This is a genomic window from Blastococcus sp. DSM 46786, from assembly GCF_900109665.1.
Taxonomy (GTDB): Bacteria; Actinomycetota; Actinomycetes; order Mycobacteriales; family Geodermatophilaceae; genus Blastococcus; species Blastococcus carthaginiensis.
This window is the reverse complement of sequence record NZ_FOAO01000003.1, coordinates 160,509-184,848: the sequence shown is the minus strand read 5'-3', so window position 1 is coordinate 184,848 and position 24,340 is coordinate 160,509. Positions and strand designations below refer to the sequence as shown.

Sequence of the window (24,340 nt, the reverse complement as noted above, 5' to 3'; positions counted from 1 at the left end):
ATGGGATTAACACTCCGGCGTTGCGTCCACGTGAGAGACGTCCTGCTGGGCACCTGGGCCGGCCGCCTAGCATCACTGCGATGGACGACGCCCGAGCAGCCTTTCTGGCGGCCGCAGACGATGCCGGATCGCACGGGCCTGCTGCGCTGGGAGCGGTCCGCGCGTTGATCGGCGAGATGCTCGCTCGCCAGATCACCGATGACGACCCCGCCGAGGTGTGGCGGACCGCCCTCCGGCTGCTCGACGCCGGACTGGACCGGGCGACCGTCCACCGGCAGCTCCGCCTGACGCTGACCGCGTCCTGGGGACCGGCGCCGACGCGGAGGTCGACCTCGACGAGGAGGGCTATCTCGCGGCGCTCGCCCGGCTGCCGGTGCCGACCGGCGAGGAGATCGAGCAGCACGTCGTCGCCGTCGTCCGGGAGCGGCAGCCGGTCGGGACGGACGACGTCGACCGGCTGGTGATCGAGCAGCTCGGCGCGACCCCCGACGACCCGCTGGTCGAGCAGCTCCTCGACCGGGTCATCGACGGTCTGCTGCGGGACGACGAGAGCCCGATCGCGATGCTCGCGCCGGACCTGCTGGTCCACGTCCCCGCTCTGCTCGACGGTGTCGTCCTCACCCATCGGCTCACCGACGACGAGAGGGAGTCGGGTGTGCTGCTCGCCGTGGACCTGCCCGGCTTCGCACGCACCGGCCTGCAGCACCACGGCGAGGCCATCCACGACTGCGTGGGGGACGACGGGTTGCCACGGTGGCTCGGCCCCCGCGACTGGCTGACTTCGTTTCCGGCCGGCTCGCTGCTCACCGTCCGAGCGCAGGCGGACGGCGAGATCGCACTCGCGGCTCTCAGTTCCGAGCCCACTGCCGCCGACGAGCTGGTCGGCACGGTGCGCGCCGCCTACGACACCGAGGTCGAGGAGCCCTGGCTGCCGGTTCCCGCTGAGGACCTGCTGCTCGCGACGCTGGTCCGCGACCGGGGGGCGTTCGCTCAGCCGGCGCCCCCGCTCACCGAGCTCGCCGTCGCGGCGGGCCTGGAGCTGCGCGGGGCCAGCTTCGCCCACGAGGAGTCCGTGTGGCGCCAGGCGGCCATCGCCGACCGGCACTACCGGATCATCCACCGGCTCGGCGCCGGCCCGGAGGTGTCCGCCGCGGGACGGGCGCTCGAGCTTCTCGACGAGGGCATCCCCGACCGGACGGCGGCGCACGAGGTGCTGCGGAACCTGTACTCGCTGCCCGTCCTGGAGGTGGTCGTCGACGAGCTCCTCGGAACGTCCGACGATGCGGACCGCGCAGCCCGACTCGCTGTGCACGCCGACCGCCTGCTCGCACTGACCTCGCGACCCGCGGAGCAGGCGGTCGCGCACTGGTTGGCCGCGGCGGCGGCAGAGCGGCTGGGTGCCGCTCAGGACGCGGAGACGCAGCTCCGGGCCGCCGTCCGTGCCGATCCCGGTTGGCCGGCTGCAGAGGACCGGCTCGCGTGGTACGAGTCCGACCGCGGGAACGCCGTCGCTGCGGTCGCACGGCTGCGCCGGCTGGGATTCTCCCGACAGGACAGCCCGGACCTGGCCGTTCTGGAGCGGTTCGCGGAAGCGCCGGTGGAGCGGTCGCTCGGCCGCAACGAGCCGTGCTGGTGCGGATCGGGACGCAAGTACAAGGTGTGTCATCTGAACCGCCCGGAGCAGCCTTCGCTGCCCGACCGGGTCGGCTGGCTGTACCGGAAGGCGGTGGCCTATCTGGAGCGGCGCGGGGGCGAGGTGCGGTCGGTGGTGTCCGAGCATGCGCTCGCCCTCGTCTCCGCCGACGCCGACGCCGACGCGATCGACGACGCGCTGGAGGACCCACTGGTGTCCGACACCGTGCTGCACGAGGGCGGCTGGTGGCCGCGGTTCCTCGACGATCGAGGGCCGCTGCTACCGGACGACGAGGCGCTGCTGGCCGCCTCGTGGGCCCTGGTCGAGCGGACGGTCTGCGAGGTGCTCGACGTCGTCCCCGGCCGTGGTCTCACCGTTCGGGACCTCCGGACCGGTGACCGTCTCGACGTCCGGGAGCGGACCTTCAGCCGCACCGCCCGCAGCGGGACGCTGGTGTGCGCCCGCATCGTTCCCGACGGCGAGACGCACCAGTTCGTCGGCGGCCTCTTCCCGGTGGCGCCCGGCACCGAGGCGGCGCTGCTCGAACTACTGGACCAGCACGACGGGCCTGCGCTGCTCGAGTACGTCGCCGACCTGCGCCGACCGCCGCGGCTCATCACCACGGACGGCGAGCCCCTACTGGACTGTCGCGCGGAGTTTCGCGTTCCCGACCCGTCTTCCGCACGCAGCGTGCTCGACCACCGCTACGAGCGGGACGACGACGGCGGCTGTCGTTCGCGGCGCCGGAGAAGGGTGCGGCCACAGCCGCTTCGCGCACCGTCCTGGCCTGGCTTCGCCTGCAGGACGACACGCTCACCGTGCGGACGATGTCCGCCGCCCGGCTCGATGCCTGCCTGGCCGACATCCGCTCCGACCTCCCTGCCGCTCGGCTGGTCCTCGACGAGCGTGGCCCGATCGAGTCGGCAGCGATCGCGCGCCCCGCCTCCGAGTCGCCCACGGTGCCCGACGACATCCTGCTCGAGTGGCTGGACGAGCAGGAGCGCGCGTGGTGCAGGGAGCCCGTACCGGCGCTCGGCGGCCGCACCCCGCAGGAGGCGGCTGCCGACCCCACCCGCCGCGACGAGCTGTCCCGGCTGATCGCCAGCTTTCCGCACGTCGATCCGGCCAGCGGCGCGGTCGGACTGCGGCCGCATCGGCTGCGCGAACTGCTCCAACTTCCGGCGATGCCTTGATGCCCGGAGGCAGTCTCGCCGTAGCACGCTGTCTGCAGCCGCCGCTCTCACAGGACGGGTGCCGGCCTGGAAGTCGTCAGGGAATCTCCTGGCTTCGTGGAACGAGACGTGTGCGCATGTAGCGTGTCCCCGCCTCGGACACCGAGCCTTGATCACACCTCCCCAGGTGACCGGATGCTCGGCCGGCGGTGGCCACGGCAGGCCATCGGCGCATCCTCTGCCCAGCGACCGACCGCGCGGATGCCCGCTGCACTCGCTGGGCCTCGCCGGCCATGGCCTCCTCCCTTGGCGAGCAGGAGGGGCCGGCCGGGTGGGATGACTCCGGGAGGATGGCCGTCGGGACGATGTGTCGAGAGGTCTTGTGTGGACCCCTCGGAAGGATCAGCATGACCGCAGCGGACGCGTCCTCGGGCGGTTGGTGTCGACTCCTGCTCCACCTGTCTGCCCCGACGCTGGGGCAGCGTCAGGTCCCTGGCGGTGAAGGAGGCCTCAGTGCCCGAAGGGGGAAGCGGCGGGGGCAGGGTGGCCATCACCTGCGCGCTCATTGCAGCGGTCGCCGCCGTGATCACTGCCATGATCCAGACGGGACTTGTCAGGCCGGACTCGCGCACGGCGTCAACACTCACGGACGCGCCGCAGACGGTGGAGTCGACCCCGCATCCTGACTCTCCAGCGCCGTCACCTCCGATGCAGCCTGAGACGGCACCACAGGTGGACCTGCCGGTTCAAGACTCGGACGACTCAGCGCTGCCGGCCCCGCCCGTGCTCTCGGTGACTCCCGAGCAGGTCGGCCTCTACCAACCGTGGGCGATCGTTGGTTCAGGTTTCCCGGCCGATACTCAGATTCACGTCTTCGACGATCCATACAACCTGTCCCTCTGGGTGGACACCGATAGCACTGGAGATCTGCGAGTAGTGGAAGGTCTCACCGCCCACCTCGACTACTGCGAGGAGGAACCGGTCAATCTGTACGCCGAGGTGGATGGCGAGATAGTTGCGGAAACCATGACCCCCGTCTGCGTGGACTGACTTCAGTGGTGCTGCGCCCGGTCGCTTCTCCCCTCGTGGACTGCGACATGGGACACGGGGAAGGCCCCCAACCGTCGACGACCCTCGAGGACCGGCCTCCGGGCCTCATCCGGGGCCACTCCCCACCAGGGGAAGCAACCGTTGCGGGTCACCGTCGACCGGCGGGGACACGAGGTGGCCCGGACACCCGGCCGGACCGGGCCAACCGTGCCTGCCCCCTCGACCGCGGCCGGCTTCCACCCAACCCGCCCATGGCCGCGGGCGTGCTACGCCGCCGCCGCTCGGCTTGGCCGACGTGTGCCGGACGGAGCTGCCGACGCCGAGCCGGTGAGCCCATTCAGGCGCGACGACGTCGGAGGCCGTCGCGCTCGCCGGGCGCCTGTCCCCGGACGTCGTGCTGATGGACCTGAACTCGTCCGACGGATGCGACCTCGACGCCACCCGAGCCGTGCTGCGGAGACGTGCCAGGGCTACGGCGCCTGCGTGCCGCGGTGAGCGCCTGCTCGACGAGCGCACGCTCGGTCGATCTGCCGGGTCACCCGCGGCCCGCGAATGCCTGTTCCTCCGTGAGGGGACCGTGGGCCCGGATCGCGTCTGCCGAGTCTCCGTACATCTCCACGAGCTCCGACAGGTCCTGAGGCGCTGGAGCCGCGGCGGCACCCCTCCCCCTGTTCGCCAGCGCGTCGAAGCGGGCGTGCACGGCGGTGATGATCCTGTCCCGGTCGGACCAGGTGAAGTTCGGCGACTTCCAGGCGATGGCGACCGCCGCGCTCCGGTAGTTCTGAGCCAGTTCGGGCATGCCCTGCTCCAGGGCATCCACCGCGCGACCGAACTGCTCCTCGAGCTCGGGCAGCCAGAAGTCGTCCCGCTCGGATCGCGACTCCACCCGCAGGAGGAGGAAGTCCCAGCCGACCAGGTGCGAGGTCGTGCCGCCGCCGTTGAGGGTGTGCAGCCGGTTGTCCACGACGCGCAACGTCCCCGGATCGACCTGCTCGTCGGTGGCCAGGAGGGCGGCGAGGTACGTGCCGCGCAGGCCTGAGGAATTCGATGCCTGTCCTGGATCCCTCTCCGGCGCACTGGACCAGCCCTGGTGCACGTCGAGGTGGACCTGGCCGTCGGTCCCGGCGACGAGGTCGCGGGCCCCCGTCGCCACCTGCTGGGCAACGGTGACCGCTTGGTCGACAGCGGGGATGGGCAAGTGCGACACGGCCTGGAGGACGTCGACGACCACGTCGAGCCGCGTGCCCGACTGCAGGCCGAAGAGCGCAGCATCGATCTCCAGCACGCCACCGGGATAGGGGAGCAAGTCGGTGACCGGGTAGTTGAGCAGCGCCACTCCGCCGTCGCTGGGCGTCAGCTTCGGGCGCAACATGCGGGTGACCTGGAGCGTCGGCCGGCCGGCCACGGTCAGCGAGACCGACACCGAAGCCGCCGGCAACCAGTGCGCGAGCAACGTCGAGCGCTGCGCCAGGAACATCTCGCACAACCACACCCTGAGGTAATCGCTGTCCGCCTTCAGAGGCCGGCTGCTTTCGTCGGGCAACTCCCTCACCAGGTACGGGTTCGCGGCGCGCTGGCCCGTCCGCTTGATCGCGTCCCACCACCCCATGACAGCCCCTCTTCCCCGGTCGGTCGCCGCTGGCAGACCTCAGCCTTGTGCGTGCAATTCCGTCACCTCGAGCTCTGCGGCCAGCTCGAACTGCCGGAGCCCCTGCCGGATGGCGTCCACGGCCGCTCCCACCGCCCGCGGGGACAGCCGTGCCGAAGGCCGCAGGGCTTCCGTCAGCGTGCTGAGGCAGTGAGTCAGGACCGTGGCCGGAAGGCTGGGCAGGACGACGGCGTAGTCCGCCCCGGCGACGACGAGATCGGCGGCACACCGCCGGAGGTCGTGCATGTCGGCCGCGTCCGTCGAACTCTCGGGTCGGTCCGGCAGCGGCAGCCCGGCCACGACGACCAGAGAGCCTTCGGGCTTCAGGGCGTCCGGCTCGACCAACAGGATCGAGGGGACGACGAGGCGGGGGCCGACCGCGCTGTCGATCGGGACCCCGACGATCACAGCGATGTCCCCTCGTCCCGGTGGGGCGGCGGCCGTCATCGGCTCGACGACGACGGGGCCCGTGGCCTCGGCGACGCGATCCCAGCGCAGCGCCTGGAACAGGGACACCCACTCGGGCGGAGCGGCGTAGGCCAGCCGGCCGCTGAGCGGGGCCGGGCTGGCAGACGTCCGGACGTTCCGGCTGCGGATGAAGCTCCGGTGCACCCGGACCGGGCCGAGATCGCGCAACTCCTCCCCCAGCAGGGATTCCCAGGGCAGCCCCATGGCCGCGGGAGGAGACCCGACATCCACCCGCAGCGGGGCCGTCGGGTGAGCCAGGGCCCGCAGTTGCGCCGCCAGGGGGGGGCCCCCCGAGGACCACGCCCCCGCTCCCGAGCCGCGCAGCTGCAGGTCCACGTGTGCCGAGGCGTGCCGGGTCGGCAGGAGCCGGCGTTTGCGGAAGCCGCTGGCGCGAATCCCGAGGACGTCGTTCTCACCGGTGACCTCGACGTGGAGCCGGTTGACCGTCGGGCCGGCCGTGACGATCCGCACGACCACCCAGCACAGGGCGGCCACCACCGCCACGAACGACAGGACGCGCACCGCCGTCGGCGCGCCGGGCCACTGCTGCGACACGGCGCCGGAGAATCCCCGGTAGGCCAGCCATGCTCCCGCCGCGACCAGGAGGAGGACGGCGACGACGACGACCACACCGATCAGCACCCAGCCCCGGCCGGACGACGCCGTCCCCGCTGCTGCCGTCGGGGGTCCGGCGGCCCGTCCGGGGGATCCCACCGGGCGGGCCGCCCTGGCGCGGATCGAGTCGACCGTCGACGGGACCTCGGCTACCTCCTGCATCGGCCCCGGCCGCGGTCCTTCCACGGCCAGCTCCGGAGACGAGTAGCCCCGCTGCGTCCTGGTCTCCGTGCGCAGCAGCCTGCTGTCCCGCGCCAGCGCGGTCAGCCGGATCAGCATCCCCGTCCAGTCGCCGGAGACCTCGGTCGGACCGGTCCGGGTCAGCGCCGACACCGACGAGGGCAGCACCGGGACGACCGACTGCGCCGCCACCAGTGCTGCGTCCACCGCCCGCAGGTCCGGCCTGCGGCCGCCTCGTTCCGCGGTGAGTTCCGCGCCGACCGTGGCGATGAGACGCCCGACCGGGTCGCCGGCGTCCTGGAACCAGACCGCAGCCTGGCGGAGGAGGCCTGCCCCCGGCTCGGTCAGCCGTAGGGCCAGCAACTCGCCCTCCTCCAGCGCCCACTCGGCCAGCCGGCGAGGGCCCGGCCGCCGGGGACCGCCGAGTACCCGCTCCAGGATCTCGTGCCGCTCGCCCGGCGAGAGGTGCTCGATCGCGAGCGCCCGCAGGAGCAGCCGGGCAGCCTGCTCCTGGCCGACGTCGGCGGCGAGGGCCTGCCAGTCGATGCGCTCGCCGGTGATCGGCCGGACCGGCGCGGAGGGATCACCGACGAGGCGCGCCTCGTCCGCGTCCAGCGACGAGGCGACGCGCTCGAACGGCCCGGTCGTCGCCTCCCCTCGGGCACCGGCGACGGCCAGGTACCTGACACGCTGCACGAGGTCTGCCGACGGGGTGGAGGACACGCGCCAGAGGACGTGGACGTCGGCCGCGTCGGCTCCGCGGCGCGGCGCCGGCGGCCGACCGTCGAGCAGCCCGACGGCCTCCACCACGCGCGGCACCTCGGAGGGCCGTCGGGACTCGCACAGCGAGGTCCGCAGCCGCCGGTCCTGCTCCTCCAACCGCAGTCTCCGGGCGACGTCCACCCGGCCGAGGTCGAGCGCGAGCTGATCGGCCGCCGTCGTCGCGAACCGCCCGCGGGGACCCAGCGCGTGCAGCGCCTTCTGCCCGCACCCGATGGCGAGCCACCCTCGCGACAGCGCGACCCGCAGCGGCGGCACCCCGGCGTAGCGGTCACCGCCCGCGGGTGGTGGCCTCTCCCCCAGCGCCGCAGCAGCGGCGCGCAGGATCTCGACCGGCACCGGGGCGTCCCCGAGCCAGTCGTCGAGCAGCGCCGCTGCCAGGCGGTCGGCGTCGGGGTCGGTGGGGGGAGAGGCCGCCAGGGCCTCGGACAACCACCTCTCCCGGTCACCGACGACGCCGGCCAGGACCGCCTGCAGCCGAACCCGCTCCTGCGCCCGAGCCGGCGCTGTCCAGTCGGCCGATACGCACGACGCGGGCTCCGCGGCAGGAGCGGCCTGCTCGACCACCCGGACCGCCGTGCGCAGCAGGTCCAACCGCCGGCTGCCGTCCTCGGCGACCCACGACGAGGCCTCGGCGAGGAGCAGCGCCGCGACGCCGTGGAAGCCGTTCCGGTCCAGGACCTCCGAGGTCCGGACCAGTCGATCGGCCAGCTCGTCGTCCGGTGTCCGGGACGCGCGCATCTCCAGGACCGACAGGCACGTGCCCAGCAGCCACGTCGCCCGCGCCGGCTCGGCGCCGAGCAGCTGCTCGACCGCGGAGAGGCCTGCCGCCAACGCCTCCGCGTCCTCCGGGTCCACGTGGAGCGCGGCCACCGTGCGGATCCACGTGCCGTGGACAGGATCGGGGTGGTTGGCCGCGCCGCGGATCACCTCGAGCCACTCCTCGGTCCGGGCGGTCGCGCTCGCCATGTGCGACGCCGCGGTCAGGTACAGCAGGAGCGCCCCCGGCCGGGCAGGGGCGGTGGGATCGGCCAGCACCCCCTCCGCACCGAGGACCCGGCCGAAGACGGTGTGCGCCCACATCCACGCCCGGTCCCGTGCCACCGTGGCGGTCAGGCACTCGACGAGCCGGGCTGCGGCGCCAGGATCGAGCGTGCGCAACGCCGCCTCGACCGCCTCGATCGAGAGCTCGTCGAGGTCCGTCGCGCGCACCAGCCGGTCGAGGGCGGTCCCGAGGCCCTGCCGGACCCGCTCCAGCTCGGCGGCATGGGCCGGACGCCGGAAGTACTGCTCCAGGCGGCGCTGCAGGCCGGGGTCGACCTCGAGGAACGTGCGGTGCAGCGCGCCGTCGTAGGCGGACGTCATCCACTCGGTCGCCTTGAGCTCACGCCAGGCGTCGTCGAGGTTCTCGGGCGGCACGACGGCGGCCAGCATGTCCGGGTCGAACCGGCGCAGGAGCGTGACCACGGCGAGCAGGCCCCCCCAGCGCTCGCCCAGACGGCGGCGCACGCGGGTCTCGACGTAGACGTCCTCGCTCGGCGCGACCTCGGCGTAGTGCGGGTCGTCCCGCACCGCTGCAGCGGTCAACCCCAGGTCGAACGGGCTGTACCGGGTCCCGGCCGGGTCACCGCCGATGACGGCGATCTCGTGCGGGTCGACGCAGCGCGCGAGGAGCCGGTCGAGGACGTCGGGGTCGTCGAGCGGGAGGTCCTCCACCGTCGTCAGGTAGGCGATGGCCTCCTCCCGGGTGAAGCCGAGGATCTCGTGGACGGCGAGGTAGTCCTTGACCGGTGGGACAGCCGGGAGGTCGGCGGAGTCGATCCGCCAGCCCGGCCCCGACGCCGCGAGAGGCCGCCGGCCGGCGAGGACCACACGCAGCGACGGGACGCGGCGGTGGATCTTCTCCAGGAGCTCGAACGCGGCGTCGAGCCGGGGAACCGACGTGCCGCCGGGCTGGTACTTCGTCAGCTCCTCGCACGTGTCCAGGACCATGACGACCGACCGGGGCAGCTTGCTGACGTACTCGCAGAACCGCTCGGTCGCCAGGGCGAGATCTTGCCTGGAGTCCTGCTCGTCCGCCCACCACTCCAGGTGCCGCAGCTTCTCCCTGGCCGTCACGTAGAGGTGGAGGAGGTGGCCGGTGGCGAAGGGCTCGAGCTCGGTCAGCAGGTCCAGCAGGAGCTGGCCCGGGCGGCGGAGCGGGAAGTCGGGGTTGAGCCGATCGAAGTCCACCCGGGCCGTGACCCGCCCGGCGCGAGGTGCCCGCTCGGCCGTGATGAAGCGCAGCAACGTCGTCTTGCCCACGCCCCCGTGGCCGAGGTAGTGCAGCGCCCAGGCGCCGTCGTCGCGCGCGGCGAGCAGCTCCTCGAACGCCCGCACCTGCTCAGCCCGCTCCAGGAAGCGTTCGAGCTGCCGGTGGTCGTACTGGTTGCGCTGCTCGACCTCGATGCGACGTTCGGCGAGCAGCACGCTGGTCTCGTAGGAACCGTGCACCACGGGCAGCAGCTGCCGCGCCGACTCCACCCAGCGCAGAGCCTCGGCGGTGGCTCCCGATCTCAGCAGCGACTCCACCTGGCCGAGGAGGATGTCCCCCACCGCGGTCCCGGTGGTGTCACCAGGCCGGAGCCGGGAGGCGAGGACTGCCCACCGCCGCGTGGTCGGGGGCAGGACGACGGGCACCCCCGGGCGCTCCCGTCGCTCCGGCGCCCCGACGGTCGACAGCTCGACGAGGCGCCGGGCGACGTCACGGGCGACGTCCGCCAGGCGAGGCCTTCCCAGGCCGCTTCCCAGGCCGTCCAGGAGCGGGAGCAGCTCCTTGCGCGCGGCCTCGGGCATCCAGAACATGTAGCGGCTGTCGTCCGGTGTGCACAGGCCGATCAGCTCTTCCAGTGCTTCGGTCCGCACCAGCTCCTGCAGGTGCGGCACCAGTCGGGCCAGGAGGACGGCGCGGTCATCGGTGTCCACGACGCCGCGAGCCGCCTCCAGCGCCTCCTGGGCGACCTGGGGCCGTGTCTCGTGAGGGAGGTCGGTCAGCACCTGCAGGAGGGCGCCGGCCCGCACCAGCGGATCGCCCTCGGCGCGCGCCGCCTGGAGCGCCGCCGTGCGGAACCTGCCCGCCTGTTCGCCGGTCCCCGAGCGCGCGCAGGCGCTCGCCAGTCGCACGAGCGCCGTCACCTCCGACCCGCGGCGGGTGCGGTTCTCCAGAGCCCGGTCCGCCAGCGTGACCAGCGGTGCGGCCGTGCCGGGCGCCCCCGCGTCGGTGAGCTGCTGCACCGCGTCGGCCGCCGCGGCGAGATCGACGTCGGATCCTTGGACGACCGTCCGGGTGAGCCGCTGCAGGATCTGCTCCACCCGCGGCCTCGCGCCCGCGCGCTGGACCAGCATCGCCGCCAGTCCCGCGAGCGTGCGCGCCCGCAACCGCTCGGATTGGAGCCGCTGCACCAGCTCGAGTGCGCGGTCGACGGCGTCCCCGATCGCCGCCGCCGTGGCCAGGTGGCCCAGCGCGACCTGTTCCGACAGGTCGTCCGCCGGCAGCCGGGCGACGAGGACCTCCACCAGGCGGCGCACCTCCTCCCCCGGCAGCCGGCGCGCCGCGGCGGCGAGCAGCCGGGCTGCGGACCGGACCTCCGCCTGCTCCACGCATCGCCTGACGAGTTCGGCCAGCGCGCCGCCGGGGAGGTCGCCGACCAGCGGCGTCGCCTCGGCTGCGAGCTCGGTCGCCGGCATGTCCGGCCGGAGCCGTCCCGGCGTCCCGGTGCCCGCAGAGGTGTGCGACGGCGGCACGCCGCCGGCGGAGTAGCGGCCGAACTCGCCGAACCCCTCGACCGACGAGGTGGCGAGGAGATCGAGGGCCGGAGCCAGCCGCCGGCCGGCCTCGGCCCGCTCGGCGTCGGAAAGGCGCGACAGGGCAGCCAGGGCGGCGTGGCCGGCACGGACCAGGACCGCGTCGGGCGCGGCGGCCCGCAGCAGTTCGACGGTGGCCGTGACGAGCAGCTCCGCAGGCTCCTCGGCCGAGCCGGCGTGGTACTGCAGGGGACGGCGGGCGCACCAGTTGTGCCGCTCGCACTCCTGGAGGAAGGCCGACAGCTCCTCCCGGCCCGGGAAGAGACCGCTCCGGAGCGCAATCGACTCCGTCCACAGCGGCGGGAGGGCCAGCCGGGCCACCGCTTCGGGCCCCAGCCTCACGACCCTCGACCTCAGCTCGGTGACGCGCCACTCGCGATCGCCGAGCGGCGTCGCCGCCGCCAGTGCGGGCGCGGTCACGCTGCTCCCCCCTGCCGCCACTCGTCCTCGTCGGTGGCCGGCAGCAGGTAGTTGCCGTCGACACCGACCGCCAGAGCCGCCACGTAGTTGATGTCGTGGAAGTGGGCCGGCGTCCCCTGGAGGAAGTCCCGGAGGCGACTGGTCCACCTCGTCCACCGCTCCTCGTCGAGATCGCGGTCGAAGACCCATCGCCGTCCCAGGTCCTCGCCCCGCCCCTCCCGGAACGGGTGCAGCATCACGCGCTCGTAGGCGAGGAGGTCCTCGCCGGTGTTCGCGTCGAAGGGCACGAGGTGCCGTACCCCTACCGACCGTCGATCGCTGCTCTCCGCCAGCTTGCGGCGGATGTCGAACTCCTTCTCGTACCGCACCGTGAGCACCACCGGTACGGGCAGGCTGGCAGAGCCCAGCCCGTGATCGGTCAGCAGCTTGCGCTCGAAGAGCTCGGTGAGGAGGGGGATGCTCTCGCGGCCGAGGTCGTCGATCAGGACGACGCAGCGGGACGCCGCCGTGAACACGTCGGGGAACTGCTGCCGGACGGCGTCGAGCAGCCGCGTGGCGTCGAACCTGAGGGCCGCCCGGAGGGCGGCGCCGAGGCCGAGGTCCAGCGCCTCCCGGACGGCTTCGTCCAGACCCGGGATGTCGCCGGCGTCGGCGAAGGGACCCACCTTCCTGAGCGCGTGCAGCTGGCGACCGTGACCAGGACCGATGTCCAGGACGTTGTACGTGAGCTCGCCGAAGGCCTGCCCGAGCCCGTGCACGAAGGCGCGCAGGTCCGAGGGAGGGCCGTCCCCCTTCGAGCCGAGGAGGAGCGGCAGGTGCCCGTTGACGAGCGCAGCGCGCTGGAACTCCTCCAGCAGCCGGGTTTTGCCGATGCCCGCCGCCGCGTCGTCCACGGCGATCGCGAGGGCGGCCTTCGGCTCGGACAACTCGTCGGGCTCCCATCCGCTGCGACCGCCGTTCCCCGCCGACAGCATCGACCAGAACGTGTCGAAGAACGCCTCCCGCGCGCAGAACACCGGTGTGCTCTCGGTGAGACCCCCGAGCCACTGCTCCACCAGCCTCTGGCCGGGGTCCTCCGTGTAGTGGACGTCGTCCGGATCGACGCCGGCCGAGAAGAACACCGCCGGCAGGGCCCAGTCCACACCCGCTCTCCCCGGCGTCTCCGCGAACGCGAAGCGCCGGGCCTCCGCCGTCGCGGTGACCAGTGAACTCCCTGCGGCCAGCGCCGCGCCGAACGTCCGGGTGAAGACGCGGCAGGTGCGGTCGGCCACGGTGCCCGCCATGGCGAGGACCACGGCCACACCCGCCCGCACGAGGTCGACCGACAGCGGCGCCGCCAGCTCCGGTCCGCCCAGCGTGCGCTTCCGTGCCGTCCCGCTCGCGCCCGCCGTGTCGCAGGCGCTGAGCACCACGGCAGGCGGTGGGGCGCCCTCGATGCGGAGGTGCTCGAGCAACTGGTCGGCGGTGAGGTCGACCGACGCACCCTCGGCATCGTCGGACAGCAGCCGCAGGAATCCCCGATGGTCGTCGGTCTCCCCACCGTGGCAGATGAAGTGGACGATCTCGGGGTGGTAGCTGGCCACGGCGCGACCCAGCCGACGAGGCGTCGCCTGGTCCAGGACGCGGTGGTCGATGCGACGGCCGGCTGCCCGGATCTCACGGAGGAGCGACAGCATCTCGGTCCCGGGCCGGATCTGCTCGTCGGTCAGCGCGGCTCCGACGACGTAGAGGACCCGGGGCGGGACCGACAGCTCCCGCATGCCGTGCCGGGTTCCGGCCACCACACGGGTGACCGCCACCGCCACCTCGCCACCGGAGGTGGACAAGTATCGCTCGCCGTCGTGCATGAGTTCCCACGGCAGGCGGTTCAGCACGGCCGCCTGCTGCGGCCAGCTCAGGGCCAGCTCGACGCGCGCGGCGTCGTGCGCCCGGGCCAGCCGGCCGACCTCCGGCCAGTCCTCGCCCAGGAGCACGGAGAACAGGAGGTGTCCGACCGCGACTCCGCCCTTGCCGCTGCGCGAGCGCAGGTTCCTCAGTGCTCTGTCGGCCGCTGCTGGGTCGCTACCGATGCACCACTCCTCCGGCCCGTGGCAGCACGGCGTTGCGGGCAACGGCACGGAGCCCGAGAGGACGTCCACGACGGCGGCCCGCTCGATGCGAAATCCCGCGTCCTCCGGGCACGTCAGGACGAAGGTCCAGCCGGTCTCCGTGGGCTCCGCGGATACGACGATCCGGAGATTGCGCCCGTCGGGCTTCCTCTGCGGCCCGGGGTCGCTGGCCGTCGGCTGCCCACCGTTGTCCTGAGGACGTGCCGCGTGCCCGGAGATCACGGTCATGTCTTCCTCACTCGTTCCTCAGCGAGCGACCGGTGCCGTCAGGAGATCCATGAGCCCCGCGTCCGCATCGGTCTGCGCGACGTTCCCGGCCGCCCGGGTGCCCGGCTCCCGGGCGGCCACCAGACGACCGCAGAGCGTTTCGGTGAATGCATCGAGCTCGCCCTGGCCGACGTCCGGCCGGTCCAGCAGCCGCTGCCACGCCAGGGCGCCGGCGGACGCCAGTTCCCGGACCTCCGCGAGCCCGGAGTCCGCGAAGAGGGAACCGGACAGCAGGTGCCGGGCCTTCGTGGCGATGCGACCGTCGCGCTCGTGCGCCTGGACATCGAAGTCCAGGAGCTCGGGCAGCGTGCCGTCACCGTCCGGACGGAAATCCAGCAGCGCGCTCACGATCGCGGGTACCTGTGCCATGTCGTCACGGACGGCGGTCCTGCGTGCCTCTCGCCCGTCGTCCCGCGGCGCCGCCCAGCCCGAGGGGTCACTCTCCTCCAGCGTCGGATGCGCGGGGAGGCCCAGCCGGCGGCTCATCTCTGCGAGCAGGGCCAGGCGGACGGCGGGTGCCGGGTAGCGCCCCCGTCCGCGGTCGAACAGGTGGTCCTCGGTGCCCATCTCGTAGCGCAGCAGGCTCGTGATCAGGGGGGTTCCGAGCGCCACCAGACCGACCAGGTCGGCAAAGACTTCCTGGCTCCAGGCGCGCCATCGCGCCGGCTCCCGGTCACCGGCGGCCACCCGGACCGCTTCGCCCAGCTCGGCCAGCACGCGGCGCCCCGGTCGGAGGTCGTAGAGGAGATGGTGACCGACCTCGTGGCCCAGGAGCACGAGGGCGCCTGGCCCGGCCGGGCCGAGCGGTGGCAGGCCGACCACCGGGACGGGCAGCCGCGCGAGCACCGAGCGGAGGACGTCGTCGAAGCCGTCCGGTCTGAGCTCCGTGGAGGGCTCGTCCCGCGGGACGGCCTCGGGGGCGTCGACCTCCTCGAGATAGGGCAGCGGCGCGGGCGGAGGCGGATCCGCGCCCGCGGCCCGGTGGACCTCCGCGTGCACGGCCCAGACGACCTCGTCCGCCGCCCTGAGGACGCCGGCCCGGGAGGGGTGGTCGCGCTGGTCGTACTTGTCGGCGAACCAGCGCCAGATCCGACGGATCAACGTCGTCTGCCGGTCGATCTCCCGGTAGAAGTCGTAGGCGTCGAGGGTCGTCCGCCCCCGGTCCGCGCCGGCCACGTCGGCCAGCCGAGCCGTGGCCGCGCAGAGGGTGTTCTCCAGGCTGGCCAGCTGGGTGCGGTGCTGGCCCTGCGGATCCCGCTCGCGGCGCATCCGGCTCCACGCGGACACCTCGCGCGAGGTCTCCGCTATCCAGGACAACGAAGCCCGTCGGATCGCTTGAGACACCATGGCGGTACCCGTTCCGCGAGAGCCGGATGGGTGGCTGCGACCCATCTCTCCGCCGCGCCGGCGGCCATACGTATTAGAGCCCACGGAAGCGCTCCGTGGCCATGGATCCGGCACGGCTCGATCCGCAATCCTCCGGGCCCGCGAGCACCTGCCAGGCCGCGGTCAGCAGTCCAGGAAGCTGACCAGCTCGACGGCCACGCCGTACTCCGCAGCGGCAGCCCGGACCCCGGCCGGGTCGACCGCCGCCCGCTGGGGGTCGTAGGTGATGCGGTACGAGCAGGGGCCGTTCCGGGCGGCCGCGAGGCGGCGCCCGGCCTCGCCGGAGGCCGCGGCCGTGGCCGTGTCCCAGTCCCGGTCGATCCAGCGGAGGAACCAGAACGCGTCGAGGTCGCCGGAGCGGACCCATGGCGCCGCGAACCGCATCGAGAAGTTGTAGAAGCAAGCCACCCGGCCCTCCTCCTCGACGACGGCGTCGAAACCCTGCGCGTAGGACGGGTCGGTCCGGCCCGCCTCGGGGTCGTAGGGCGCCCGGTCGGTGACCCGCTCGTGGAGCAGCTCCCCGGCACGCTCCGGGCTGGTCGCCCACCGCAGCATCCGCAGGCCCGCGTCCCGGTCCCCGGACGGGCCCCCGACCGCGGCGAGGACGGTCGGCGCGGCGTACCAGCCGAGGCGGTGCCAGGCCGGGTGGTCCGGGCACAGGGCCAGGTCGACGAGGTTGCCCAGCGGCGCCGTCCGGACCGCATCGGTCCAGCCCTCGAGCTCGTCGTCGTGACCGTCGAGCGGGTCACCGGTCCCCGGCGGGGCCTCCCCCAGCGCGACGCCCAGCAGGTGCTGCAGCGCGGCGACGTGCGGGTCCCGACGCAGCTCGACCTGCGCCAGCCACCGCAACGCCTCCGCCATCTCCCGCCCGGCGAGGTGGAGCAGCACGACGCTGGTCAGGTAGTCGGCGAACCTGCGGCCGGAGGAGAGCTCCAGCTGGCCGCGGCGCAGTGCCGCCAGGTCATCGTGCACGTACCGGGCCGACGCCTCCGCGCTGGTCACGAGGTCCTGGGTGGCCCCGGACACGGCGGCGGACAGGAGCAGGGCGGCGACCTCCTCGATGTCGTCGGGGCCGTCGACGAGCAACTCGATCTCCTCCGGCTCCGGGCGCAGGGCATGTCGCTCGGAGACCAGGTTGATCCACGCCACGGGGTGCCTCCTCCTGCCGTCGCCGGCTCAGCTGCTGATGTCCACGACCTCGATCGTCACGGACCGCACCGCCCTGCGGGCGCCCGCAGGGCTCATCCGGAGGGTGGTGGTGAGGTAGCGGGTGAGGTGCCGACGGATCCGCCTCGCGATCAACGCGCGCTGCGGTGCCCAGAGCCGGGCCTCGTTCACCAGGAAGATGGTGAACGTCACGCGCCCGTCGCGCAGCGCCGAGTTCATCCTGCGGACCGCGCGGGTCCCGGCGATCCCCCCTTGCCCGCGGAGGGTGCTGCGCATCTCGTCGAGGCTCTCGCCGAGGTTCGTGGTGACCGCGGTGAACTTCTCGGCACCGAAGGCGGTCCGCCCCCCGGCGCGCGTGGCCTTTGCCTCCCCGATGAACAGCCGGTCCTCGCTGGACCCGGGCAACCGGCCCAGCCCACCCACGTCGAAACCGGGGGCGTTCGCCGCCCGCGGCTCGACACCCCGGATGAAGTCCTCCTTGTTCCGCTCCAGCTCACGGCGGGCGGCCTCCTCGCCCTCCCGGCCGACCTGGTTGACGTTCTCCGGCCGCCACGAGCCGCCGCCGCGCAGCAGCCACATCCACGTGACGGCGTCCGGCCGGGCCAGTTCCCACGCGCGAAGGCGGATGTTCCCCGACCTCCGGGACGGCCGGAACCCGCGGTCCTTGGGATCGCGGATCCCCACCGGCCACAGCGGGCTGATCCGGTCCGGGTCGACGATCTTCGTGGAGTCGTCCACCAGCGCGCGGGGGTTCATCCGCGCGTCGATGACCCAGCGGCCGCCGGCCTGGGGCCGGAGCTCGAGGGTGGTGAACCGGTAGCGGAGACGGAGCGCCGTCAGCCACAGCCGGTGCCGGGCGACGGGTACGTACTCGTCCGCCTGGTTCCGGGCCAGCCCCCGTCGCACCGCGGCGATCCCGGTGTCGAACCGTCGCTGCACCTGCTCGCGACGCCGCCGGTCCCGGTCCTCGCGGGCGCGGGACTTCTCGGCGCGCTGCCGGGGCTCGGCGGCCCGGCGGCGGGCGGCCGCGGGCACCTCGTCCCCGTCGTCGTCCCGACGGCGGGCGCGGGGATCGGCCCCCGCCGGGGCCTCGCGGCGCCGCGCCGCCCGCTGGCCGCGGTACCGGCCCTGGACGCGCTGCACCATGCGGCCGAAGGGACGGGCGACGGCGCCCGCCACCCGGCGGATCAGCCGGTCGACACCCAGGAACGTCAAGATCGCGTCGACCGCGGCGACGATCCCGAAGGCCAGCGCCCGGGCGAAGGCCACCGCGCCGTTGCCCCGGTCGGCCACCTTCACCAGGAATTCGTAGAACGCCTGGGCCGCGGAGAACAGCGACTGCACCAGCGCCCACGCGGCGCGGACGGCGTCGATGACCGCCATGATGGCGCCGACGCCAGGGATGAGTCTGGTGAGCAGCGACATCGCGAGCCACAGCATCGCGGCGGCGCCGATGACCGGCAGCAGGGCCGGCAGCTCCTCGGCGAACAGAGTCGTCATCGAGGTCCCGAGGGCGACGAGCATCGCGGACCAGTCGGCCGGGAGCGCCAGCAGCAGCTGCAACGCGGGCAGCTTCATGAACAGCCACTGGGTGAACGCCTCCTTCAGCTGGTCCCACAGATGCCGCTCGACCCCCTCCCGGGCCTGGGAGCCCGCGGCGCCGACGAATGCGCCCACCCCCATCACGGTGACCCGCGTCATGAGCGAGAAGAACCTGCCCAGCGCCTCGGCGATCGCCTGGATGGCGGCCGCGATCCGGTCGACCAGGCCGGCGTTCTCCGCCCGGATCTCCTCCAGGGCGCGGTCCATGGCGACGACGGCCTGCTCGCGTTCCCGCTCCAGCGCGGTCGAGGTGGCCACGGCGGTGGCGGCGATCCGGCCCTCCATGGCGCCGAACTCGCGCCGGGCGCGGGCGATGGCGGCACGGGCCTCGGCGTCCAGCGTCGTCCGGCTGTTCCGCTCCAGTTCGTCCATCTGCTCACGGGCCGTGGCCAGGGCGGCCTGGCACTCGCGAACCGTGCGGTCGACATCGGACCGGATACCGGCCAGGAGCTGGTCGACGCCGCGGGTGTACTCCTCCCGGTGCCGCCGGTAGAGCGCCTTCACCTCCTCGAGGGAGTTGATCGACAGCGCCCAGTCGCGGATGCGCCGGACCCTGCCCAGCCCCGAGTAGCGGCGGCGCTTGAACGCGGCGAGGTCGGTGCGCACCCCGGTGGCGAAGGCCTCGATCCGCTCGGCCTGCTCGGTGCGGAACCGCGTCACGGCGTCGGTCTGCAGGGTGGCCAGCCGCGCCGTCACCGCCTGCTCCGCGGTCGAGTAGATCCGGTGGATCCGCGCCACGACCGACTCCGCGCCGGTCTCCTCCCTCCTCCTCCTGGTGTCCTGTTCGGCGCCGACCCCTCGCTGGGCCCGCTCGCGGACCGCCGTCATCCCGCCGGTCGCGTCGGACTCGAGCGTGGCCAGCCGGCTGCCCGCTCCCCCGAGGGCCGCCGCCTCCTGCCCCCGCACCCGGCCGGCGGCGTTCGACACCGCTTCATCCAGCCGCTCCTTGTCGTCACCGATCGCCCGTAGCGGCCCCTCGTCGGCCCGGGCGAGGGTGACGTCGTCCACGTCGTACCGGCCCAGTGCCTCCTCGGCGTCGGCCCGGAACTCGCCGGCGTCCAGGCTCTCCTCGGGCACCGGCGGTGGTGTCGCGGCGGCCAGATCGGGGGCGGCGGTCCGCCCCGGGGCCAGCGGTTCGGGCTGCGGTACGGGCTCGGGCGGTGCCGGTCCCAAGGGCGGCGCGCTCACCGCCGACAGCGTCCGCTGCACCCCGGCGGTCTGGGCGCGGGCCTCCGCGGCCACCGACTCGGCCATCCGGCCGCGGTCCCCGGCACCGGCCGGTCCGGCGAAGTTCTCCAGGTCCTCGATCGTCGCCGGTGCCACGACGGCGGCGGCGGCCCGCTGCTGCGCGCCGGCGGTGTCCGGTGGTGGAACGGGCACGTCCCGCAGCGCCTGCGCCGTCCGGCGCTTCCCGGCGGCCTCGGCCGCGGTGACGGGGGGCTCGGCGGCCGCGCGGGCGGCCTTGATGCGCCGCTGCGCTCCTTCGTGACGCTGGACCGCCGCGGCGCGTACCCGGAGGCGCCGCCGGGCGGCCCGTGCCGCGGCCGCGCCGCGGTCGCCGGGCACCCGGCCGAACCGCCGGGTACGGCCCGGTCCCGGACCGGTCGATCGGGCCTCCTCCACGGCAGCCGCCGGCTCGGCCGGCTGGTCCCCGGGCGGCGCGCCGCCGGGCCGCTCCCGGCCCCGGCCGATCTCGCCGGGCGCGGCTCCGTGGGCGTCCTCCGCTCCGCCCGCGGGAGCCCCGGCGATCATCACGGTCGCCGGGCTCGGCCCGGTCGCGGTGCTCGGCCCGGCCGCGACCTGCGCCTCGTCCGGCGTCTTCACGCTGGGCGCCACCTGGCCGGGGCCGGTCGGCCGGACGACGCCGGTCAGCCGGCCGCCGGCCGGACTGACCGTGGAGGTGAGGACGGCGGCGGGCACCGGCGCCGGGCCGGGCAGGGCGGACCGCAACCCGCTGATGCCAGCGCGCGGCCGCTCCAGCAGCGCCCCGCCCCGCGCGCGACGCAGGATCCGGCCGCTGAGGGACAGGCCACCGGCCGTCGGACGGACCCGCCGGCCGGCCAGCACCGCGTCGGCGGCCCGGTCGGCCTCGGCCTCGGCGCCGTAGCCTGGGCCCGAGAGGGGGCTGCTGGCCCGCACCGCGCCACCGGAGCCGCCCTGCTGCGCGACGTGTGCGAGCTCGTGGGCGAGCAGCCGGTCACCGGCCGTGGTCTGCGGCCGGTACCGGCCGGACGCGAAGCCGATGTCCCAGCCGGTGGTGAACGCCTCGGCCCCCAGCCGTCGGGCGGCGTCGTCGGCGAGGGCGTCGGTGTGCACCCGCACCTGGCCGAACGAGCGGCCGAACCCCTCCTCCATCCGCCGCCGGGTGCCTGCGGGGAGCGGAGCACCACCGCCCAGCCCCGCCCGCAACCGGGCGAGGCTCGGGCCGCTCTCCACGTCGATCTGCGGAGCGGCCGGGACCACCACAGCGGGGGCCGGAACCGGTACGCCCGCCGTCGGGATGCGCGTGGCGGGTACCGGGCTCACCGCGCCCACCGCCCCCGGACGAGGCGAGAGGGCGCCCGAGGGCGCCCTCTCTCGGGGACTCGAACCCCACGGCAGAAGCCGACCGGAAAGACCTCTGCAGTCGCTCGCGCTCGTGCAGAGGTCTCCGATCCTAGCGCCGGACCAGGCCGGGGAGCACGGTTCATGGCGTGGCGATCAGCGGGGTGCCGGGGCCCACGTAGGCGTTGTCCGCGACCGTCCGCGCGTCGTGCGGGCCCGCGGCGGGGGGCGGGGCCGTGTCGGTGAAGCGGACCCCGACCGTCACGCCGTAGGCGAGGTTCTCCCGTACCTGGACGAGGGGGCCGTAGTGACCCCAGAGTCGCAGACCGTCGCAGTCGACCACCGGCAGCGGCGGACGCTCGACCTGTGCCCCCGGTTCGAAGGCCAGGTCCTCCACCCGGTTCCCCACCACGCGGACGGTCAGCGCACCCCCCACGAAGATCCCGTGCCGTTGGCGGGCCTGCATCGGCACGCGGAGCTCGACGTGGTTGCCGGTGACGTCCACGGAGTGCGCCACGTGCACGTTCGCCGACCTCTTCCGCCCTCCCGCGCCGATCCGGATGCCCTGCCGGAAGCCGCGGACGTCGTTGTCCGCCACGGTCACCGTCTCTCCCATCCCCTGCGGGAACAGGCGGCTGAGCCGGGTCCGGTTGCCCGGGTTGCGGAAGGCCGAGCCGTTGAGCGCGACGACGATGCCCGCCGCGCCGGTGACGCTCCGGTTGGACGCCGTGAGGAGCGCCGCGAGCCGGTCGAACGCCGGCCGCACGTCACCGGGGACGGTGACGTCGGTCTCCGGCTGGACCCCGAGGACGGCGCGCGCGAGGTCCGACCGGAAACGCCGCACGAAGGCCCGCATCCTGGCCGCGGTCGTCTGCTGCCCCTCCGGCGGCGGGTTCGCGTCCACGAGGAGCTGCCAGTCAGCATCCGACAACCGAACGTCGGTGGTGATCGAGAAGACCGAGCGGCCCCAGGACGAAGGGCTGAACACGAACGCGTGGCGGGTCGTCGTCCCCTCCAGCCCGGGCACCGGGATGGAGACCACCGAGCCGCCCACGAAGTCGAAGGCTCGGTCCTCGTGGAAATCGAGCCGGTCTATCAACACGTTGCCGACGGCAGCGGCCACCGACCGCTCGGCCACGGCCGTCCGCAGGTCGAACGAGGCCTCGCGGACGGCGATGACGTTGCCGCGCACTGTGGTGCGGACCGGGTCGATGAGCAGGATGCCGGTGTCCCCGTGGTCCAGCACCATCCGGGTGCCGGTGACCGTCACCTCGCGGGAGAGACCAGGCTGGGTGGCCCGGCTGCGGATGACCGCGGAGCCTTCTTCCACTCCGGTCATGGCCTGGATGCGCAGTCGGTCGACCTCCACCGTCGCGCAGTCGGTGAAGGAGAGGACGTCGCCGGCCACGCCGCCGACCTCGATCGCGACGTCGCGCAGGACCACCGATCCGCAGCCGGTGAACTCGAACACCTGCCGGCCGGTCGTGCGCAGCAGGGTCGCGCCACCCAGCCCGACCACCTCCAGGTCGCCCTTGCCCGCCACCCGGACAGGAGTCCGGAGATCGCGGACCCCGGCGTGCAGGCAGATGCGGGCCGAGCCGCCGGGCGGGATCTCGTCGACGACGTCCTGGATCTCGACGCCCTCGTGCACGGTGAGTTCGCCGCAGCCCTCGGACACCCGGAGGAAGAGCTCGTCGAGCGCCTCCTGCACGCTGTCCGCGGCCGTTCCGGCGCGGTCCCCGTCGTAGGCGATGGCATCGGCCTCGTCGTCGCAGAGCCGGCGGTAGCGGGTGTCCAGCCAGGCCACCAGCCGCATCGGCTCGCCGGCCGGTGCCGTCTCCAGGAGAGCCAGCGGCGCGAACAGCCGCTCCGGGCCGTGGGGGGTGAGCACCGCCGGGCCGTTGGCGTTGTCGGCGGCGGGACGCGCCTCGTACTGCCACCAGCTGCCGGGCTCGAAGTCGCCGTCGATCTCGGCCCGGATGCCGCGCTCCAGGTCCAGGGTCTTCCGCCCGGCGCCCGTGCGCACGACGAGACCGGACCAGCGCCGGATCTTCAGCCCGACCTCCCCGAAGGGCGCCGGGTCGATCGTCGCGACCGGTGCCTCGGTGAACGGATCGCGGAAGGTGAAGACCCGGTGTGCCCCATCCACCTGCTCACCGCCGGACAGGCGCAGCAGCAGGCCCTCAGACCGCACCGGGCGCCGGAAGCCGGCCGGGTCCACGCTGCCGGGGCGGGCGTCACCGAGGTCGGAGGCTTCCGATCGGAGCTCCACCAGGTCGCCGTCCCGCAGCGCGAGACCGGCGTCGACGACGAGGCTGTCGACGGGATCGGTGGGCGCCGGATGGTCGGGGAAGGCGACCGGGTGGAGCTCCGACCCGTTGTCGCGGGACCACTTGAACACGGTCGGCCCGTCGTCGGACGCGCTCACGCTGTGGACCGCGAGCCGGTAGAGCCGGTTGTTCGGACCGGTGTACCCGCCCGGCACCGGCGGGTCGCACGGGTCGGTGGCGCCCGCGGCGGCGGCCACGCCCAGGCGCACGGTGCCGCCGGGCAGCACCGGGGCGGCGACGGCGGCGGCCAGGACGGCGGCGTCGGGGGTCCCGGTCACCCGGGCGAGCTTCACCTGCGCCAGGACGCTGCTGCGGCTGGCCGTCTCGGCACCGCCCAGCGCCTGCTCGACGATGCCGGGGTCCTCGATCCCCGTGATGTGCCGCTCGGAGAGCTCCAGGTACGCCAGGTAGCGGGTGCCCGGGTCGGCCGGGGAGGCGGCGACCATGTCGCTCCCGGCCGGGTCCGAGAGTCCGGGCCACTCCGCGCCCGCGGTCCGGGCGATCACGCCGCCGATCTGGTACTCCCCCGCCGCCCAGTGGCACCGCGCGCCGGATTCCGCCGGCGCCCTGGTCTCCACCATGCCCACCCAGTAGGGGCCGGCGGGGTCGGGCTCGAACACGAGCGAGTTGCCGGAGGCGGGGACGTCGACGGCGGTGTAGTCGGCGCCCGGCGGAACGGCGACCGGGGTGCCGTCGATGGTGGCGGTCGCGCCGCCGTCGGCACGCAGCCACGCGCGGACTGGAGTGCCCGCGGCCAGCGTCCGCCGGAGCGGGACGGTGACCGAGCCGCCGACGCCGGTGACGCGCAGGCCGGGCAGGACGCCGAGGAGCCGGCGGGAGAAGTCGCGGACCGCCACGGCGGGGGCCGCGGCCACGGTTCCGGCACCGTGGACCGGTCCGAACATCGCGAGGAGCTCACCGGGGGTCACCAGGAAGCCGAGGTCGGGAGAACCAGCCGGGCACGAGCCATGGGTTACGGCCTCGCGCACCAGTTCCTCGCCTGCCTCGACGAGGGCCGCGACGTCGCTGTCGAGCAGCGGAGCACCCTGGTCGACCAGAACGCGGCGGTAGCGACGGCCGCGCTTGCCGTCGGGGCGGTGGCCCCTGGAGAAATCGCCTTCCATGCC

9 protein-coding genes are annotated in these 24,340 nt (G+C 74.1%); 2 read left to right on the top strand and 7 right to left on the bottom strand.

The features are described 5' to 3' along the window. Nucleotides 1-373 precede the first annotated feature (373 nt). Together BMW62_RS04400 and BMW62_RS04395 are read left to right on the top strand one after the other, a co-directional pair. Complete coding sequence (locus BMW62_RS04400; protein WP_091929617.1) at nucleotides 374-2,731, top strand: SEC-C domain-containing protein; 2,358 nt, start codon at nucleotides 374-376, stop codon at nucleotides 2,729-2,731. Nucleotides 2,732-3,348: 617 nt separating this feature from the next. Next, a complete protein-coding gene (locus BMW62_RS04395) occupies nucleotides 3,349-3,855 on the top strand; it encodes a hypothetical protein (protein WP_139206193.1) in 507 nt (168 codons plus the stop codon). Between the two features lie 535 nt (nucleotides 3,856-4,390). Here BMW62_RS04395 and BMW62_RS04390 read toward each other — a convergent pair. From BMW62_RS04390 to BMW62_RS04360, 7 genes are all read right to left on the bottom strand, one after another. Beyond that, on the bottom strand, nucleotides 4,391-5,464 hold the full coding sequence (locus tag BMW62_RS04390; RefSeq protein ID WP_091929615.1) for a hypothetical protein: 1,074 nt from the start codon (nucleotides 5,462-5,464) through the stop codon (nucleotides 4,391-4,393). Nucleotides 5,465-5,503: 39 nt separating this feature from the next. Continuing rightward, entirely contained in the window at nucleotides 5,504-11,731 is a 6,228-nt protein-coding gene (locus tag BMW62_RS04385) for an ATP-binding protein (RefSeq protein ID WP_139206192.1), read from the bottom strand. 74 nt (nucleotides 11,732-11,805) lie between these two features. Then, entirely contained in the window at nucleotides 11,806-14,145 is a 2,340-nt protein-coding gene (locus BMW62_RS04380) for a CHAT domain-containing protein (RefSeq protein WP_139206191.1), read from the bottom strand. Between the two features lie 18 nt (nucleotides 14,146-14,163). Further along, the gene (locus BMW62_RS04375) at nucleotides 14,164-15,453 is read right to left on the bottom strand and encodes a hypothetical protein (RefSeq protein ID WP_091929612.1); all 1,290 of its coding nucleotides are present in this window, start codon (nucleotides 15,451-15,453) and stop codon (nucleotides 14,164-14,166) included. 240 nt (nucleotides 15,454-15,693) lie between these two features. Then, nucleotides 15,694-16,719: a hypothetical protein gene (locus tag BMW62_RS04370; protein WP_091929611.1), complete on the bottom strand. Its 1,026-nt coding sequence runs from the start codon at nucleotides 16,717-16,719 to the stop codon at nucleotides 15,694-15,696. A 27-nt stretch (nucleotides 16,720-16,746) separates the two neighbouring features. After that, a complete protein-coding gene (locus tag BMW62_RS22910; protein ID WP_211434973.1) occupies nucleotides 16,747-20,865 on the bottom strand; it encodes an eCIS core domain-containing protein in 4,119 nt (1,372 codons plus the stop codon). Between the two features lie 160 nt (nucleotides 20,866-21,025). Then, on the bottom strand, nucleotides 21,026-24,337 hold the full coding sequence (locus BMW62_RS04360; protein WP_091929610.1) for a hypothetical protein: 3,312 nt from the start codon (nucleotides 24,335-24,337) through the stop codon (nucleotides 21,026-21,028). Nucleotides 24,338-24,340: the final 3 nt, after the last annotated feature.

Coding starts and splice junctions, on each gene's coding strand:
- BMW62_RS04360 (WP_091929610.1), bottom strand. CDS start 24,337: ATGGAAGGCGATTTCTCCAGGGGCCACCGCCCCGACGGCAAGCGCGGC.
- BMW62_RS04380 (WP_139206191.1), bottom strand. CDS start 14,145: ATGACCGTGATCTCCGGGCACGCGGCACGTCCTCAGGACAACGGTGGG.
- BMW62_RS04375 (WP_091929612.1), bottom strand. CDS start 15,453: ATGCGCCGCGAGCGGGATCCGCAGGGCCAGCACCGCACCCAGCTGGCC.
- BMW62_RS04390 (WP_091929615.1), bottom strand. CDS start 5,464: ATGGGGTGGTGGGACGCGATCAAGCGGACGGGCCAGCGCGCCGCGAAC.